Source organism: Frankia alni ACN14a, assembly GCF_000058485.1.
Taxonomy (GTDB): domain Bacteria; phylum Actinomycetota; class Actinomycetes; order Frankiales; family Frankiaceae; genus Frankia; species Frankia alni.
Window position 1 is genome coordinate 5,487,949 of record NC_008278.1, and the last position, 18,149, is coordinate 5,506,097.

Consider the following 18,149-nt stretch of genomic DNA (forward strand, 5'->3'; position numbering starts at 1 on the left):
CGGCCGGTCAGACCCGGCGGGACGTGCCGCTCAGCCGCTCAGGCCGGCCGGTCAGACCCGGACGGTCAGACCCGGACGGGAGCCTGGCTCGCCCGCCGGGGCGCCGGGGGCCGCGGGGCGCAGGCCGCCCGCGGCAGGGCACGCCGCGGTTCGACCGTGCGACCGGTCGGCAGGATCTCCCCGGTGTCGTCGAACAGGATCACCCCGTTGCACAACAGGCTCCAGCCCTGGTCCCAGTGCTGGCTGGTCACCCGCGCGGCGTCCCGGTCGGCACCGTCCGCCGCGGGGCAGGGCGGGGAGTGCGGACAGCCGCGCCGCGGTGGAGGAAATGCGCGGGGGGCCGCGGAGGCGGCGGGATCGGTCGGGTCGTCGGTCGGCGCGTTGGGCGTCGGCACCTCGTCTGAAACGCGAACAGCTTGCACGGGCACCAGACGTTACGCCTCCCCGTAAGAAGCGTCACACCGAGGCGCGTGCGGAGGGCCCGGCGTGTCTGCCGCGCCACAGCGCGGGCCGGTCACAGACCGCGCACCGATCGGTCCTGACCAGGGCAGCAGGCGCAGGGTGCTCCATGCAACCCGTTCGGACAGACCGTGATGTGTCCGCAGAGGGACACCGGTAATCCGACCATCCGAGCAGATCGGTAGGTTACGGGGCTGCGGGCGAGCGATCCGCGGCACCGGCCGCCAGAATGACTCGCGTCGGTCTGCTGATGCGTCCACCTGCACGATTGGCCGCCGGCACACCGGCGACCGGTCAGGGGAATCCCGTCACGGACGGCCACCGGTGGACGGTCGCGGGCACGCCCGGCCATGGAGGGGGTACGGACGATGGAGGGTGCCACGGGCACCGGCGCCGACACCGTCGGGGAGACTCCCGCCACCGGCGGGGCAACCCGTTCGCGCGGGCAGGCGTTCGAGGTCTCGGTCGTCATGCCGTGCCTCAACGAGGAGGACTCCGTCGGCGTGTGCGTGCGCAAGGCCCTCGCCGGGCTGGCCGCCGCGGGCGCCGTCGGCGAGGTCGTCGTTGTCGACAACGGCTCGACGGACAGGTCGGCCGAGCTCGCCGAGGAGGCGGGCGCCCGGGTCGTGCACGAGACGCGGCGCGGCTACGGCAACGCCTACCTGGCCGGCTTCGCCGCCGCCAGGGGGCGGCTGATCGTGATGGGCGACGCGGACGACTCCTACGACTTCTCCGACCTCACCGCTCTGCTCGCCCCGCTGCGCGCCGGTCGGGCGGACTACGTGCTCGGTTCCCGCTTCGCCGGGAAGATCCTGCCCGGCGCCATGCCCTGGCTGCACCGCTACGTCGGCAACCCGGTGCTCACCGGCATCCTCAACCGCCTGTTCGACGTGCGCTCCTCCGACGCCCACTCGGGGATGCGCGCGTTCAGCCGCGAGGCGTACCTGCGGATGCGGCTGCGCTGCGAGGGGATGGAGCTGGCCAGCGAGCTGGTCATCGCCGCCGGGCGGGCCGGGCTGCGCATCGAGGAGGTGCCGATCACCTACCACCCGCGGGTGGGTGACTCCAAGCTGCACTCCCTGCGCGACGGCTGGCGCCACCTGCGGTTCATGCTGCTGCTCGCGCCGCGGTACCTGTTCGTCCTGCCGGGTCTGGTGCTGCTGGCGCTCGGGCTCGTCGGCCAGGCGGTCCTGCTCCCCGGCTCCCTGGACGTCGGCTTCCACCGCCTGGACCTGCACTTCTCGATCCTGTTCGCGCTGCTGGCGCTGCTCGGCTGGCAGCTGGTGCTGCTCGGCGTCTGCGCGGACGTCCACAACCACGCGGTCGGCTGGCAGGAGCGCCGCCGCTGGCCGCTGCCGCTGGTCCACCGGGTGTTCACCCTCGAACGCGGCCTGGCGGTCGGGGCCGGACTGTTCACGGTCGGGTTCGTCGTCGACGTCGTGGTGCTCGTGCGCTGGCTCGCGAACGACCTCGGTCCCCTGAACGAGATGCGCCCGGCCCTGCTCGCGATGACCCTGATGGTGCTCGGCGCCCAGACCGCGTTCGGCTCGTTCTTCCTGCGCCTGCTGACCGCGGGGCCCAGCGGCGGCCACCAGCGCGCCGCCGCCCGCCCGGCGATGCGGGCACCCGGTGATCCGCCCGGCGGAGCGCCGCTGGTCGGCATGCACTACGAGACGCAGGAACACCCGGCCGAGGCCGTCGGGTTCTGAGAACGGCGGACATCGACGATGGTCGTCCTGGGCAGGCACCAGTTCCCGCCGCCTCTTCCAGCGCATCCTGATCGGGACGGTGGCTCCCCGCCCCGGCCCCCGGTCAGCATGGCGGCGACGGCGGCTGCCGCCGACCCCGAAGGCCCTCCCTACCCCGCCTACCCCGACGAGCCGGACCCTCTCGGCGAACCGGGCCGGTGGGACGAACCCGAGCGTCGAGACGGCGACGGGAACGGCGATGACGGCGGCAGCGGCGACGACGGCAGCGACGACGGCGACGGCAGCGACGGCGACGGCGACGGCAGCGACGGCGACGGCGGCGGCAGCGATGACGCCGGTGGCGCTCCGCACGATGCCGGCAACGCGCAGCGCGCCGCGCGGGTCCCGGTGTCGCCCGACGCCCCGGTCCTGCTGGGCGCCGACGCGGGCGGTGCGGACCGGCCACCGCCGCACCGCGACCGCCGGCCGCTGCGCCATCTGCCGTTCGCGATCCTGCTCGCCGCGGGCGTGGCGCTGCGGGCCGTCACCGCCTACGCCTACCGGCCGGCGTTCGAGTTCTACGGCGACTCCTACGCCTATCTGCGCCTGTCGACGTTGAAGGCCCCCGACCCGATGCGGCCGGCGGGCTACCCGGCGTTCCTGCGGCTGCTGTCGTTCACCGACAGCCTCTGGTGGGTCACCGTCGTCCAGCACGCGGCGGGGCTGGCGCTGGGCGTGGCCCTCTACGTCCTGCTGGTGCACCGCCGGGTCGCGGCGCCGATCGCGGCGCTCGCCGCGGCGCCGGTCCTGCTCGACGCCTACGAGCTGGTCATCGAGCACTACGTGATGGCCGAGACGCTGTTCGCGGTGCTGCTGGTCGCCGCGATCGTCGCCCTGACCTGGTCGCCCCGCCCGTCGGTGTGGGCGTGCGGGCTGGCCGGGCTGCTGCTCGCCGGCGCGGGCCTGGTCCGCACGATCGGCGTGGCCCTCGCCGTGTTGGTCGTCGGCTACCTGGTACTGCGCCGGGTCGGCTGGCTTCGCTTCGCGACCTTCGTCGTCGCCCTGGCCGTGCCGCTCGCCGGCTACGCCACCTGGTTCCACTCCAGCCATGGGAAGTACGCACTCACCGGCGGCGACGCGGTGTGGATGTACGGCCGGGTGGCACCGATCGCCGACTGCGACCGGCTGCACCTGAGCCGCCCCCAGCTCGTGCTGTGCTCCCCCCATCCCGTCGCCCAGCGGCCGGACCCCAGCTACTACGTGTGGAGCGTCAACAGCCCGTCCCGGCGGCTGCACGTGCCCGCCGACGAGCGCGACGCGCTGCTGCGCGACTTCACCCACCAGGTCATCCGCTACCAGCCCGGCGACTACGCCCGGATGGTCGGCGGGGAACTCGTCCACTACTTCCGCCCCGGCCGGCCGATCGGGCACCGCGACTGGCCCGACGCGACCTGGCGCTTCCCCACCGGGAACGAGCCCCGCTTCCTGCACAACGGCGAGCCGCTGCTGGGCCTGCACGGCGACACCCCGAAACGCGAGGTCCACGCGTCGACGGCCGGCTTCCTGCGCGGATACCAGCGGTACGGCTTCACGCCCGGGCCGGTGCTGGCCGGGATGCTGCTGCTCGCCGTCGTCGCGATCGCGGTGCCGGCCCGGCGCCGCGCCCCGCGCCTGGGCGTGCGCGGCGCCCGGGCCCGCCGACGCTGGCTCGACCAGACGGTCGAGCACCGGCGGCTGCGCGCCGACACGGCCCTGCTGGCGGCCGCCGGCGTCATGATCCTCCTGGTGCCGGCGGCCACGGTCTGCTTCGACTACCGCTATCTGCTGCCCGTGCTCGTCCTGATCCCGCCCGCCGCGGCGCTGGCGACCCGCCGGCTCACCCTGGTCCGCCGTTCCCGCCGGGCACCGGACGAGATCACCCGCACCTCCCTGTGGGCCCCCGCGGTGCCCGAACCCGGCCCCGGCGGCACTGGGCCGGTCGAGGCCCTGGGCGAGGGCTCCGTCGAGAGCCTGGGCGAGGGCTCCGTCGAGAGCCTGGGCGAGGGCCCGGTCGAGAGCCTGGGCGAGGGCCCCGTCGAGAGCCTGGGTGAGGGCCCGGTCGAGAGGCTGGGTGACGGCCCGGTCGGCGCGACGGCCGGCGGCCCGGCCCGGCCCGGCGCGGATCCGGGCGTCCCCGGCGGCTCCCCCTCGACCCGCGCACCGGTCCACCGCCACCGCCGACGCTGAACCCGGGTGAGGCCGGCTGTGGTGCGTTCAGCACGGTTGCGAGCCGCAGACCGTGCAGAACGCACCGCAGGAACACCGGGCACCGCAGGAACACCGGGCACCCCAAGCCGGACGGTCCGGGCGGCTGGGCCGGTCAGCGGGGCCGGTCAGCGGGTCCAGCCGAGGCCGAGGCGGGGGGCCTCCATCGCCGGGCAGGTGTCCATCACGACGTCCAGGCCGGCCTCGGCGGCGCGGACCGCGGCCGCGTCGTCGCGGACGCCGAGCTGCAGCCAGACGCCCCCCGCGCCGATCTTCACCGCCTCGTCGACCACCGGCCCGGCAAGCTCCGAGCGGACGAACAGGTCGACGACGTCGACGGCGAACGGGATCTCGCTCAGCGTCGCGTATCCCCGCTCCCCCGCGACCGTCGGCGCCGACGGATGGACCGGCACCACCCGCTTGCCGTTGCGACGCAGATAGTCCGCGATGCCGTAGGCGGTGCGGCGGGTGTCGTTGGACAGCCCGACGACCGCCCATACCTCGGTGTCGGCGAGCAGATGACGGATCGTGTCGTCGTCTCCGTAGCGCATGCTCGGTGTCAACAGCGGCGACGGTCCGTGTCATCCGGTCGGGTAAGGACGAGCGGGCGGGTGGGATCGGGGATGGCCCCCGGGTATCGTCGGCCTCCGGCACCGTCGACCAGACCGGGGGATGTCAAGGTGGCTGCGATGGCTCCGACGGACTGCGATGGGTGAGGTCGCGGCGGTCGTGTTCGACCTCGACGGCGTCCTGATCGATTCCGAGCAGGTGTGGGACGACGTCCGGCGCGTCTACGTGGCCGAGCGGGGCGGGCGCTGGGCGGCGGACAGCACCAGCCGGATGATGGGGATGAGCACGACCGAATGGTCGGGTTACCTGGCCGAGCTCGGGGTGCCCGGCTCGCCGGCGGACATCGCCGCGGAGGTCCTGCGGCGCGTCGCCGACCGCTACGGCTCGGCTCCGCCGCTGCTGCCCGGCGCGGTGGACGCCGTGCGCGCCCTCGCGGCGCTGCACCCGCTGGGCCTGGCCAGCTCCTCCGCCCGGATGCTCATCGACCTGGTCCTCGCGCACACGGGCCTGGCCGGCCATTTCGCCGCCGTCGTGTCGTCCGAGGAGGTCGCCCGCGGCAAGCCCGCGCCGGACGTGTACCTCGAGGCCGCCCGCCGCCTCGGCGTGCCCGCGGCCGACTGCGTCGCGGTGGAGGACTCCACGAACGGGCTGCGTGCCGCCGCGGCCGCCGGGATGGCGGTGGTCGCCGTGCCGAACCCGCACTTCCCACCCGACGGCGACGCCCTGCGCCTGGCCTCGGCCCGGGTGGCCACCACCGCGGAGCTGACCCCCACCGTCGTGCAGGCCGCCGCCGACACGAAGCGGGGGCCGCGGGACGGGCGGCCGCATAGGATCACCGTGTGAACAACGCGGAAGTCGTCCCCTCCCGCCCGGGCCGGCTCCGGCCACGCTCGGGCGGCGGGATGGGTGGCCGGCGGTGAGCGACAAGCACGAGGTCACCCTCTCCGCCTCGGCCGAGCGGGACCTGGCCAAGCTCGCCGAGCTCACCCGCGGCGAGGTCCGCCGGTTCCTCGACGGGAAGCTGCGCGACGACCCGCGCAAGGCCGGCACCCCGATCCCGGGCGAGCAGGTCGGCATGCACGAGGCCAGTGGCCGGACCTGGCGGATCCTCTACCGGATCGACGCGAACACCCAGACGGTGCGGGTCATGGTCGTCGCGCCGCGCGGCTCGCGTACCCGCATCGTGCCCACGATCGGCACCTCGAGCCCCGCCACCGGCTGGCGCCGCATCTGATCTGCGTCACTCCCGCCAGCCGCCGCCGGCACGGGGACAAGGCCGGCGGATCGGGGGGTCGGGGGAAGCGAGATCGTTTGATGTGGTGGTGTGAGCGATCGAGCTGCTCGGCTCAGCGCTCCGCAAGGCCCGTCGCGTCTCGTACCACGCCGGCGTAACGACTGGTCATCATGTCCTGCGCTCGTCGGCCCGCAGGTCCGGCCAACAGCGGCAGGAGTCCGTTGGGGCGGCTGAAGGCTGTGATGCCCAGCCAGACGGCGTTGCCGGCGTCGCGCTCGACGACGAAGGCCTCCTCGCCGACCTCCGGATGGTCAGGCAGGGTCCCGTAGGCGAAACCGCGGCGGTCGTCCTCGTCGAGCACCCACACCACCGGCAGGCAGCCAGCACGCCGACCCGTCCCCAGCCCGCGCACATCACCACGGTCGCGCCGACGTCCGCCCCGGAAGCAGTCGCCACCAGCCTGAGGCCGGCGTGCCGATGCATCCGCCAGCTCATGATCACCGCGGCGGCGGCGTCGAGCACGGGCCGTCCGTGGCCCAGCAACAGGCGACGCCGCAGATGCCGAAGCCGGCCGGCAGGCTTCCTGCCGTCGCCCCACGCTCAGGGTAGGTCAGCTCCGCCTCCCCGCAGCGGGCCAACTCGCGCTCCAACCGTCCCGCGACGATCAGGCGCGTCCTCACAGGATCGCCGACCGGCAACGGATCCGGGAAGGAGGAGGTCGCTCAGCAGAGCGAGGACACAATGGGAGGTCAGGAGACGTTGACGCCGAAGTCCAGGGCGATTCCGCGCAGCCCGGAGGCGTAGCCCTGGCCGACGGCGCGGAACTTCCACTCGCCGCCGTAGCGGTACAGCTCACCGAAGATCATCGCGGTCTCGGTGGAGGCGTCCTCGGTGAGGTCGTAGCGGGCGACCTCGGCACCGGTCGTGGCGTCGGTGACCCGGATGAAGGCGTCACGGATCTGGCCGAAGGTCTGCCGGCGGGCATCCGCATCGTAGATCGACACCGCGAACACGACCTTCGCCGCCTGTGGGGTCAACGTCCGCAGGTCGACGTTGATCTGTTCGTCGTCACCGCCACCGCCGCCGACCAGGTTGTCGCCGAGGTGGGTGACCCCGCCGTCGGGGCTGACGAGGTTGTTGAAGAAGACGAAGTAGCTGTCGGAGAGCACCCGGCCGGCCTCGTTGACGACGATCGCGCTCGCGTCGAGGTCATAGTCGGCGCCGCTGGTCTGCCGCACCTTCCAGCCCAGCCCGATGGTCACGGCCGTGAGGTTGGGAGCGACCTTGCTCAGCGAGACATTTCCGCCCTTGGACAGCGACACGGACGTCATGACCCACACCTTATTACCACCGAGGAGCGGCCCAGGCAGGTGCGGCCCGAAATCCCCGCCTCCGCCGGAGTCGAGGGGCGACAGCCACCTCCGCCGACGTCCGCTGACCTCCGGCGACGTCCGCAGACGTCCGCAGACGTCCGCAGACGTCCGCAGACGTCCGCGGTCGGGTGCCGTCGGCCGCGGCGGTGCCTACGCGTCGGCGAGCCGCCAGCGAGCGGGTTCGCCGTCGTCGACGCGGGCGGCGCCGGTCGCCACCAGGGCGGCGAGGCAGCCGAAGGTGTCGGTGACGGCGTTCTGGAGCGCCACGCCGCGCAGGTTGCGAAACGGGCGATGCCAGGTCACGTGGTCGGCGATCTCCCAGACGGTGCTCGCACCGGCCCGCAGGCCCGCGAGTACCTCGGCGAGCCGGCCCTGGTGCACCGCGTCGATCTCGGCGAGGCGGTGTTCCAGGCCGGTGAACCGGTGCTCGTGCGCCGGCAGTACCTCCGCGGCGTCCAGCCCGCGCAGCCGGGCGAGCGCGCGCAGGTGGTCACCGAGCGGGTCGGGATGGGACTCGTCGGGCTCGGGGGTACCGACCACGGTCGACGGCAGCACGTGGTCGCCGGAGAGCAGCAGCCGGTTGGCCGGCTCCCAGAAGCACAGGTGTCCCGGCGAATGGCCGGGGGTCCACAGCGCGCGCAACTCCCACCCGGGGATGTCCGGTCGTCCACCGTCCTCGATCAGGACGTCCGGGCGCGGAATCCGGCGCACTGCCGCCTGGGTGCCCTTGACCAGGTGCTCGGTCATCTCGGCCGGGGCGCCGGCGCGGGCCATCAGCCCCGGGATCCGCGTGGCGAAGCCGTTCTCGAACTGGCTCAGGATCGCGTTGTCCAGCGGGTGCAGCGACACCCAGGCACCGGACGCTTCCCGGATCCGCCCCGCCATCCCGAAGTGATCGAGATGGGCGTGGGTGACGACGACGCCCTGGACCTCGGCGACCGAGGTCCCGACCGTGTCCAGTCCGGCCGCCAGGGCCGCGAAGGCGTCGTCGGAGTCCCAGCCGGCGTCGATCAGGTAGGGGCCGTCTGCGGTCTCGAACACGTAGACGGTCACATGGGCCGGCTTCGCCCAGGGCAGCGGGAGCGGGATGCTCCACAGCCCCGGCCGGACCTGTTCCACCGGCGGCAGCGGGCGGCGCCAGCGCACGGGCCGGGTGCCGGCGTCGCGCTGAACGGGTGCCGAGGGACGCCGTCCGACGTCGGGCGTGGTCACGCGGCCGGCATGGTCGTGCGTCGGCCTGTGGTCATGCGTCGGCCTGTGGTCATGGTCGTCGTTCCTCCGCAGGGTCAGGTGGTCGACGGCGAGGTCGGGGGGACGGCGAGTGCCGGGACCGCGGCGGGCACACCGGGGGTGTCCGGCGTACCGGGGGTGTCGCGGGCCGGGCCGCCGAACGCGCCGAACAGTCGGGCGGCCTGGTCCGGACGGGGCACGACGAAGACGCCGACGCCCTCGACCAGGGGCCGGTCGGGCTCGGACTCCAGCGCGATCGTGCCGGCCGCGGTGATCTTCCGGTCGGCGACCTCGACGACCCGGCCGACGACGAGCAGCGGCGCCAGCAGCGGGATCGGCCCGCGGTAGCGGGTGGACAGGGAGACGGTCAGGCCGGACCGGCCACTCGCGCTGACGACGTCGCCCAGGACCTGGTCGAGCAGCAGGGCGCTCACCCCGCCGTGCACGTAGCCGCGCGGCCCCTGATAGGGCAGGCCGAGGGTGGCACGGCCGGTGAGGACGCCGTCCACCAGCGTGGTCTCGAGCCAGGGCGCGATCGGGTTGGCCCGCCCGATGACCGGGTTGTACAGCCACAGCTTCGCGGCCGGGTCGTCCAGTGGCGCGGGGTCACCGACGTCGCGCTGGTCGGCGGTCAGCGCGGGCAGACACTCGGTGATGCGGGCGGCGACGTCGAGCAGGGTCGCGGTCGACGCCAGCGTGCGCACGGAGGCGTCGGTCAACGCGCGCAGGGCCGCGCCCAGCTGAGCGGCCGCGTCCCGCTGGGCCGCCAGGCCGTCCGCGGGCGGGGGCGTCGACGGCGCCGACTCCTCCCGGGCCGGCCGCGCCTGCGCGGCGGCGGCCTGGCGCGGCAACCCCAGCTCCTCCAGAGCAGCGTCCACGGCGTCGTCCACCCGTTTCCTCGGCGCCTGACGGCGCGTCTCGTCGGTCACCCCACGCCCGGGACGGCCGTACGCCGCCACCGCCAAGGCCGCGCCCACCCCACCCGCCGCGCCGCGGTTGGGGAGAAGGGAGAACGGGCACCGCCCGGCGCCCGGCCGGCCTGCGCCACCCCTCGTCGGATGTACGCGCACCCCCGGTCGATTCCGCCCGCGCCGAACCTTCATCGTGGTGACACCTCGGCCACGCGGTGGAACCGAGTTGAGAATACCCCACCGGCCTGTTGACGGTCGCTCGACAGCACGCCCGGCTCACGTGGGGTGCGCCGCTCCCGCCCGCGTCCACAGGCTCCCGACCGCCCCCGCCCGGGCACCGAGAACCCAGGAAAGGCCTGCACTACCGGCACGTTGCTCCCACATGACACCGGCCGGCCGAGCCCACGTCCCGACCGGGGTGCGCTTCGTGAGCGAGATCACCCTGGATCTTCCGTGCCCGGCCGATCGTGCGCCCCCGACGTCACACCGGTCAACAGAGTGCACTGAAATGACGCCGCGCCGGAATCCCGCCGACGGTTGGCCACCTCGGCCTGCCACCCCGTTCCCCGTCGTGCCACCACCCGGGGGCCGCGGCCGGGCGGTGGGCTGCCCGATCCCCGCCACCCACTATCGTCGGAGCGATGATCCAGCCCGCGTCGACAACCGGTCCGGACCGGCTGCCCACCGCTGTCGGGCTCGTCGGCGACGTCGGGATGATCCGCCGGCTCAAGGCGCTGGCGCTGACCCAGCCGCTGCACGACCTCGACGTGCGCAAGGCGCACCTGGACGGCGCCGACTTCTCCGTCTACGCGATGGCGGAGCTCGGCCTGCACGCGATCGACCAGGTCACCGTGGCGATGGACTTCGACCGCGGCGCGGACCACGACCAGGTGCGCCGCCGCCTGGTCCCGCTCGCCGCCGCCCAGGCGCCCGGCCGCCCGGCCGCCGAGCACGACCGGGTGGCGTCCTGGGTGCTGCACAACCTCATCAACGTCGGCAACGTCAACCGGGGCTTCGAGGCGGGTTACGGCACCCTGCACGCCGACGGGCGCTACGAACGGCGCCGCTTCGACTTCAAGCTGCTCGTCGAGTTCGCCGATCCGCACGGGGAGATCTACCTGCGGGCCACCGACGAGGCGGTGACCGTCCTGGTCGGTGCGTTGGACACCGACATCACCTCGGCGCAGGTCGCCGCCGAGGTCGCCCTCGACACGCTCATCCGCCGCGGCCGGCTCGCCGACGCCCGCAGCGCGGCGGAGGCGGCCCGCTACCGCACCGTGCAGTACGCCGAGCAGCTCCGCCGCCACCTCGACGCGACGCGGCGCAACGTCCTGGCCGTCGACTGGCTGCACGCGATGCCGGCCCTCGTCGACGAGGCCCTGCAGCACGTCGAGCAGCGCTACCGGTACGAGAACGCCATCCTCACCCACATCCGCCGCTACCGCGACTCCGCCGACGACGCCGACCACAAACGCCAGGCCGCCGACCTGGTCGCCATCGTCGGGGACTGCATCCGTCGGCACACCCAGCTGCAGGCCCGACTGCTGGAGGCGGGTGCGGTGTTCCGCGCCGAGCAGGACCGCCAGCAGTTCACCGTCACCCCGGCGCGCGGTGGCGTCGACCTGCACGCGCAGCTGCTGGTCCCGACGCTGGCGCTGGCCGCCGGGGACGCACAGCGCCCGGCGGCGGCGTTCTTCCCCGGCGCGGTCGGCGTGCGCACGCCCCGGGCCCCCCGGGTCCTCGATCTGGTCGATCTGCTGCTGCGGCCGCCGGTGGAACGCGACACGCTCGGCGCGGAGGTGGTCGAGGCCGAGCTGGTGCCGCTGGCGGAGCCGGCGCGGTTCGACGACGAGACCTGGGCCCGCGCGCTCGGGCTGCTCGAACTCGACCCGGCGGCGCCGCGCCGGCTGTCCGCGCTGCTCGCCGACGCCCGCCGTGGGGGCGACCGGGAGGTCGCCGACCTCGTCGCGCTGCTGGCCCTGCATGCGGTCGGCCCCCGCGTCGACGCGTCCCGGCAGGCGGGCGAGACCACCCTCACGGTCGCCGTCGACGACGGCACGCCGCTGCACGATCCGGACTACGGCGGGGCCGACCTGCTCGTCGGTCGGGCCCGGATCGTCGCGGCGCCCAGTGCGGCGGAATCGTCGGACCCGGCTGGTATCACTGCAGTCCTGACGGATCTGCAGGATGCGGGCGGCGCGGCCGCGCCGGCGGGAAGGAGGTCGCGATGAGTCGGGAACCCGACCCGGGTGACGTCGACCTCAGCGACGTCGACCTCAGCGACATCGACCTGGGCGACATCGACCTGGGCGACGGCGGCGACGGCGACCTCGGCGACGGCGACGGCGACGGCGACGCGAACGACAGGGGTCCGGTCGACGGCGCGCGGGAGGCCGGGCGGCAGCGCGCGGACGCCCGCGACGCCTCTCGGCTGGTGTCGTTCGGCCTGCGGCCCCGGCTGGTGCCGGCTCGCGACCCCGACTACCGCGACCTGGTCCGGCGGTACCTGCGGGAGGCGGAGTTCGCCGCGCTGACCCAGGCGATCGCCGCCGGCCTCGGGCTGGTCGTGCTCGACGTCTCCGAACGGGCGGGTCTGGTCCCGGCCGGCGCCGAGGACTCGGCCTTCGCCGTCCGGATCGGTGACTACGCGCGCCGCGCCGGCGGCGAGCACCGCGCGGCCGACCGGCTGCTGCACGCCCTCGCGCAGCTCGCCGTGGCCGCGCTGGCCTATCCGCGGCCGGCCGATCTCGCCGACGCCTCCTACGTCGGGCGGGTCAGCGTGCACGGCGTCGACGCGTTCGTCCGCGAAACCTGCCGGTTGCTGGGCGAACGCACCGCCGACGACGACCCGAGCGTCGATCCGCCGGTCGACGCGCCGCGGCTGGAGGCCGCCTGGCGCCTGTACGCCCGGCGCACCTCGACCGGCACCACCCGCGACGCGCGTCGCCTCGCCGGGTCGACGACGGGCATCATCGCCCGCGCGATGAACTTCCTCGCCGAATCGGGCTGTCTGGTTCCGGTCGGCGACGAGGCCGGCGGCACGTACCGGACCACGCCCCGGTACCAGGTCCAGGTCCGCGAGCTGGCCGCGGACGCGGCCTTCGAGGAGCTGCTTGCCCTCGGCGTGGTCACGGTCACCGACGGGGCCGGCAGCGTGCGGGTCCTCGTCGACGAGCCGGCCCTGCTCGAGACGACGCCGGCCGGAGAGGCCGCGGATGTATGAGTTGTCGCGGGTGCGGCTGCACTCGATCGGGCCGCCGGGCGCCCGTTTCGGCGACGTGCTGCTCGACTTCTCGGGCGTGGGCGCGCCGGTCGCCGGCCCGCGTCAGGACGGGCTGTTTCCCACCACGCCGCGTCAGCGCCGCGACGCGGCCGTCCCCGCGGGTCCCGCACTGTCCAGCGTGCCGTCCCCGGCGGCCCCGGTCGGCCCGGGCAGGACCATCGGCCCGGGCACGGCAACCGGGCTGGGCACGGCGACGGCGGGGACGGCAGCCGCGCCCAGCGCGCCGAGCCGGCCGCTGCGCCCCTCCCCCGCCTCGGTGCTGTTCCTGGAGAACGGCGGCGGCAAGAGCGTCCTGATCAAGCTGATCTTCTCGGTGGTGCTGCCGGGCCGGCGCCACGTCGTCGGTACCTCCAACGGGCGGGTGCTGGACAACTTCGTCCTGCCCGGCGACTGCGGTCACGTCACCTGCGAGTGGCAGCATGCGGTGACCGGGCAGCGGGTGGTGACCGGCAAGGTGAGCGAGTGGCGCGGCCGCGGCGCAGCCGACGCCGCTCGGCTCACCGAGGCCTGGTACTCCTTCCGCCCGGGCGGCGGCCTGGAGATCACCTCCCTGCCGTTGACCGCCGAGGGCCGCCAGCTCACCCTCGCCGGGTTGCGGGGCCGGCTCCACGACGCCCACCAGGCCGACCCGGCGCTCGACCTGACCTGGGAGACCCACCAGGGCGCCTGGCGGGAGCACCTGGACGCCGTCGGCCTCGATCCCGAGCTGTTCCGTTACCAGCGGGCGATGAACGCCGGCGAGGGCGAGGCGGCCGAGGCGTTCTCGTTCGGCTCCGACGAGCAGTTCGTCGACTTTCTGCTGCGCGCCGTCACCCCGCCCGAGGACCCCGCGGGCATCGCCGACGTCGTCGACGGCTACGCGACCAAGCTCGCCGAACGGGCCGCGCTCGGCGCCGAGCGCGACTTCGTCGCGGGCGCGCTGACGCGGCTCACCCCGCTGGCCGACGCGGTCGAACGGCGTGCCGGCGCCGGTGCGGCCTACGCGGCCGCCCGGGCCCGGATCGCGGACCTGCACGACGGCGTGCGGGCCAGGGTGCGCCGCGACGCCGCCGCCCTGGCCGGGCTCGCCGCCCAGGTACAGGCCGCCCGAGACGCGGAACGCGACGCCGACGAGGCTCGGTCGCGCCGGCAGGGCGCCGTCCTCGCGCTGCGCCGGCGGATCGCCGAGCTGCGTCTCGCCGAGGCCGAGCGGGAGCGGGACCGCCTCGTCGCCGGCGCCCGAGACGCGGCCGCCGAGATCGACGCCTGGCGGGCGACCGAGGACGTGTTGCGGCTCGCGGCGGCGTCGGCCGAGGCGGAACGGCTGACCCGCCTCGTCGCCGACGCGGAGGACGTCGCCGCGCCCGCGCTGGCCGACCGCGACGGCGCCGCGCGGGCGCTGCTGGGCGGTCTGAACCGGCTGGCCGAGGCCTCCAGCGACGCGGCCCTGCGCGCCGAGGCCGAGGCCGGCGAGCACGACCGACGCGCCGGCGCGGCCGAGCGCGCGGACCGCCGTGCCAGCGACGAGGCCGCGCAGGCGCGCGCTCGAGAGCAGGCCCTGCACCAGCGGCGGGCGGCGGCTCTCGACGCGCTGGCCGCCGCCGCCCGGGCCGGGCTGATCGCCCCCGGCGGCACCGATCTCGCCCGCCAGGCGCAACGGGCCGCCGCCGAGGCCCAGCAGGCCGCGGCCGCCGTGCGCGACGCGCTCAGCCACGCCACCGACGCCCAGGACCGCGGCCCGGCGCAGGCGACCACCCGCGCCGCCCAGCACCGCGCCGTCGCGGCCGGCGCGGCGCTGGATCGGCTCGCCGGCCGGCTCGACGAGGCCCGCGCCGGTGCGGCGGCGCTGCTCGCCGGCGGCCGGCTCGCGGAGCTGCTCGGGGACGCGGGCCCGTCCGGAGGTCCGAACGAGGCCGCGGGCGAGGACGACACCCCGAGCGAGGGCGCGCATCGGGTGCTCGACGCGGTCGCCGAGGCCGCCGGGGAGCGGCTGGCGGAGGCGATCGGCGCGGCGGAGGCGCGCCGGCTCGATCTGTCGGTGGCCGCCGACGCCGACCGGCGCCTGCTCGGCGCGCTGGGCGAGGGCGGCCTGCGCCCACCCCGCGAGGAGGTCGCCGCGGCGGTCGACGTCCTGCAGGCCGCCGGGATCGCCGCGGTCGCCGGCTGGTCCCATCTCGCGCACGCGGTCCCGGCCGCGCGGCGCGAACAGGTCCTGCGGGCGCGGCCCCACCTCGCCGACGGAGTGATCATCACAGCGCGGGTGGGTCACGCGCGGATCCGCGAGGTGCTCGACGCCGCCGCTCTGCTCCCCGACAGCGTGGTCGCCGTCGGCGGGGTCGACGACCTGCTCGACGACGCCGACCCGGTCATCGACGGCGAACGGATCACGATGGTCCGGCCGAACCCGGCGCTCTACGACACCGCGGCCGCCGCCGCCGAGCGGGAGGCCATCCGGGCGCGCCAGGACGAGCGCGTCACCCTCGCCGCGGCGCTGTCCGACCGGATCGCGGTGGACCGTGACCTCGCCGCGGCCCTCACCGGCTGGCGGCGCAGTCACCCCGCCGGACACCTCGACCGGCTCGAGGCGCAGCTCACAGCCGCCCGGGACACGCTGGCGGCCGCCGAGTCGGAGCTCGCCGCCGCCGGCCGGGAGGCGGCCGCGGCCGAGCAGGCGGCGCGGCGGGCACTCGCCGACGTCGAACCGCTGCGGGTGGCCGCCGCCGAGGCTGCCGCCCGGGCGACTGCGCTGGATCAGCTCGCCCGGTCCGTCGGCGACCCGGCCGCGACCGAGCGGGAGATCGAGCAGGTCGCCGGGGTCGCCGAGGACCGGCTGGCCGAGGCCCGGGCAGCCCGGGAGCATGCGGCGTCGCAGCGGCGGGCGGCCGCCGAGGCCGTCCGCCGCGCGGACGAGGCGCGCCGCAACGCCGCCGCCGCCCGCGCGGAGAGCGTCAGCGTCGTCGGTGCGGGCGATGCCGCGGTGACGGTGCGGGAAGGCGACGGGCCGGAACCGCCCGTGGCGGTGCTGCGCGCGGCCTACGAGGCCGCAAGCCGCACCTACGCCCAGGTGGAGGTCGGTGCGGACCTGCGCGGCGAGGTCGATCGGGCCCGCCGGGAGGAGGCCGCCGCCCGCGCGGCGGTCGAGGCCTTCGAACCGGCCGTGCGCGCGCGGGCCCGCGCGCTGCTCGCGGGCGTCAGCGGCGGGGACAGCGCGACGCGGGCCGCCGGTGAGGCGCGGGCACGCCGGGCGGCCGCGGTGGTCGGGGCCGAGCTCGACGACGCCCGTGAGCAGCTCGGTGCCCTGCGCGAGGAGCTGCGCACCGCCACGGCGGAGGTACAGCGGCGCGGGGTGGCGCCGCTCGCCGGGGAACAGGTCCCGACCGATCTCGGTCACGCCGGGGAGCTGCTGCGCGCCGCGGCCGCGGCGGTCGAGCACGCCGAGGACGGCCACGCCCGGGCCCGCGCCGTCCGCGACGACCTCGTCGAGCGCTCGGCTCGGCACACCGACGAACTGGACGCCTTCACCGCCATCGCCGAAAGTCTCGCGGACCTGCCCGCGGCGACCTCGCCCCCCGTGGGCCCCGCGAGCGCCGACACAGGCGGCACAGGCGGCACAGCCAGAACGGGCGGCGCCGGTGGGAGCGGGCGGGGTGCGTCCGCGCTCGCCGGGCCCGCGAGGGATGATCCCTCGCCGGTCGACGAGGGCGCGGTGGCCGTCCCGTTCGCGGGTGACGCGCGCCAGGCTCGGGAGAACTCCCACCGGCTGCGCCTCGCCTGGCGGGAGGCCGCCGCCGCCTACGGCCAGGCCGCCGGTGCCGTGCGGACGGCGGCCGAGGCCGTCACCGCCTGGGCGGCGCAGGACCGGTTCGACGCCGTCCGCACCCCCGCCCGCCGGCAGATGCTGCGGGCAGGTCGCGAGGCCGTGGCCGACGGGGCGGCGGCCTGGGCGCAGGCCCTCGCGCCGCGGCTGCGCAGCCTCGACGACGACCTCGCGCACATCGGCCGCAACCGCGAGGCGATCGTCGCCCGCCTGGAGGGCATGGTCCGCGCGGCGCTCGGCACGTTGCGCGCCGCCGGCCGCCTGTCGCGCCTCCCCGACCGGCTCGGTGACTGGTCGGGTCAGGACTTCCTGCGCATCACGTTCGCCGAACCGGATGACCGGGCGTTGACGGAGGCCCTCGGCCGGGTCGTCGACGAGACGGCGGCCGCCGCCGTGGCCGCCCGACCCCGACCGGGCGCGGCCACCCGCGTCGGCGCCGACCCCGGCGGCGCACGCGGCGCCCGCGCCGCGGCCGCGGTGCGTCACGACGGGATGGGGTTGCTGCTGCGCGGGGTGCGGGCCGCGATCCCCCGCGGTGTGCGGGTCGAGATCCTCAAACCGGACGCGGTCCTGCGCACCGAACGGGTGCGGGTCAGCGAGCTGGGTGACGTCTTCTCCGGTGGTCAGCAGCTCACCGCCGCCATCATCCTGTACTGCACGATGGCGGCGCTGCGGGCCAACGACCGCGGCCAGCTCCGGGCGCCGCATGCCGGCGTGCTGTTCCTCGACAACCCCATCGGCCGGGCGAGCGCCGGCTACCTGCTCGACCTCCAGCTCGCCGTCGCCGACCGGCTGGGCGTCCAGCTCATCTACACGACGGGACTGTTCGACACCGCGGCCCTCGCGGCCTTCCCGCTGATCGTCCGGCTGCGCAACGACGCGGACCTGCGGGCCGGCCGCAAGTACCTGCGGGTGGAGGAGCGGCTGCAGCCCGGGCTGACGCCGGCCGGCCCGGTGTCCGCCCAGGCGGACGGCACGGGCGTCATCACCGCGACCCGGTTGTACGCGCGCCCGCCGACACCCACGCCCACGGACGACGAGCCCGGCGCCCCGCCCACGGGTCCCCCCGCCGGCGACGGGCACTGAACTGCCAAGATCGGCCGCTGACGTGACACTCCCCAAACGGTGGGCATCAACCCGCGGGACCAGACGAGAGCGAGGCTGTACTCGGACTGATCGGCCCGACTCGGGCGCAATCGGCAGTAGCCGATGATCAATATCGGCCTGACCTGGCTTTACTCGCCTGCGTCAGCGAGAGGCCAGCGTGGGACACCGGTCAGGGTCTTGGCGAGCCGGGGCGTTCCTGGGATGATGGATTCGCCGCCCGGCACCCCCCGAGCCGGGCGGCACCATGCTGTCGG

General features: G+C 75.6%; 12 protein-coding genes and 1 pseudogene. 7 read left to right on the plus strand and 6 right to left on the minus strand.

What is annotated here, in order from left to right; genetic code table 11:
• Positions 1 to 65: 65 nt before the first annotated feature.
• Positions 66 to 428, minus strand: coding sequence for a DUF5999 family protein (locus FRAAL_RS35620; protein WP_041939625.1), 363 nt, complete (start codon positions 426 to 428; stop codon positions 66 to 68).
• 399 nt (positions 429 to 827) lie between these two features.
• Here FRAAL_RS35620 and FRAAL_RS22050 point away from each other — a divergent pair, with 399 nt between their 5' ends.
• On the plus strand, positions 828 to 2,168 hold the full coding sequence (locus FRAAL_RS22050) for a glycosyltransferase family 2 protein (protein WP_041940868.1): 1,341 nt from the start codon (positions 828 to 830) through the stop codon (positions 2,166 to 2,168).
• A 108-nt stretch (positions 2,169 to 2,276) separates the two neighbouring features.
• Complete coding sequence (locus FRAAL_RS22055; RefSeq protein ID WP_308204178.1) at positions 2,277 to 4,373, plus strand: hypothetical protein; 2,097 nt, start codon at positions 2,277 to 2,279, stop codon at positions 4,371 to 4,373.
• A 146-nt stretch (positions 4,374 to 4,519) separates the two neighbouring features.
• Here FRAAL_RS22055 and FRAAL_RS22060 read toward each other — a convergent pair whose 3' ends face one another.
• On the minus strand, positions 4,520 to 4,954 hold the full coding sequence (locus FRAAL_RS22060) for a CoA-binding protein (RefSeq protein ID WP_011606168.1): 435 nt from the start codon (positions 4,952 to 4,954) through the stop codon (positions 4,520 to 4,522).
• Between the two features lie 145 nt (positions 4,955 to 5,099).
• On the opposite strand from FRAAL_RS22060, the gene FRAAL_RS22065 reads away from it, so the two are divergent.
• Positions 5,100 to 5,804, plus strand: coding sequence for an HAD family hydrolase (locus tag FRAAL_RS22065; protein WP_050997215.1), 705 nt, complete (start codon positions 5,100 to 5,102; stop codon positions 5,802 to 5,804).
• 73 nt (positions 5,805 to 5,877) lie between these two features.
• Positions 5,878 to 6,195 (plus strand): type II toxin-antitoxin system RelE family toxin, encoded by a 318-nt coding sequence (locus FRAAL_RS22070; protein WP_011606170.1) that lies wholly within the window; start codon positions 5,878 to 5,880, stop codon positions 6,193 to 6,195.
• A 112-nt stretch (positions 6,196 to 6,307) separates the two neighbouring features.
• Here FRAAL_RS22070 and FRAAL_RS35195 read toward each other — a convergent pair.
• The 4 genes and pseudogenes from FRAAL_RS35195 to FRAAL_RS22090 form a co-directional block, all read right to left on the minus strand.
• Positions 6,308 to 6,717: pseudogene (locus FRAAL_RS35195) on the minus strand (DUF1990 domain-containing protein).
• Positions 6,718 to 6,944: 227 nt separating this feature from the next.
• The gene (locus FRAAL_RS22080; RefSeq protein ID WP_041939627.1) at positions 6,945 to 7,526 is read right to left on the minus strand and encodes a TerD family protein; all 582 of its coding nucleotides are present in this window, start codon (positions 7,524 to 7,526) and stop codon (positions 6,945 to 6,947) included.
• A gap of 192 nt (positions 7,527 to 7,718) precedes the next feature.
• Positions 7,719 to 8,780: an MBL fold metallo-hydrolase gene (locus FRAAL_RS22085; protein ID WP_085949685.1), complete on the minus strand. Its 1,062-nt coding sequence runs from the start codon at positions 8,778 to 8,780 to the stop codon at positions 7,719 to 7,721.
• 74 nt (positions 8,781 to 8,854) lie between these two features.
• Entirely contained in the window at positions 8,855 to 9,688 is an 834-nt protein-coding gene (locus FRAAL_RS22090; protein WP_231861194.1) for a PaaI family thioesterase, read from the minus strand.
• Between the two features lie 662 nt (positions 9,689 to 10,350).
• Here FRAAL_RS22090 and FRAAL_RS22095 point away from each other — a divergent pair.
• The 3 genes from FRAAL_RS22095 to FRAAL_RS35205 are packed head-to-tail and all read left to right on the plus strand — an operon-like array spanning position 10,351 to position 17,874.
• Positions 10,351 to 11,940, plus strand: a complete 1,590-nt coding sequence (locus tag FRAAL_RS22095; protein ID WP_011606177.1) for an amino acid adenylation domain-containing protein — start codon at positions 10,351 to 10,353, stop codon at positions 11,938 to 11,940.
• Entirely contained in the window at positions 11,937 to 12,932 is a 996-nt protein-coding gene (locus tag FRAAL_RS22100; protein WP_011606178.1) for a hypothetical protein, read from the plus strand. Before FRAAL_RS22095 ends, FRAAL_RS22100 begins: the two co-directional genes overlap by 4 nt.
• The gene (locus FRAAL_RS35205) at positions 12,925 to 17,874 is read left to right on the plus strand and encodes a hypothetical protein (protein WP_011606179.1); all 4,950 of its coding nucleotides are present in this window, start codon (positions 12,925 to 12,927) and stop codon (positions 17,872 to 17,874) included. The genes FRAAL_RS22100 and FRAAL_RS35205 overlap by 8 nt, the downstream gene beginning before the upstream one ends.
• Positions 17,875 to 18,149: the final 275 nt, after the last annotated feature.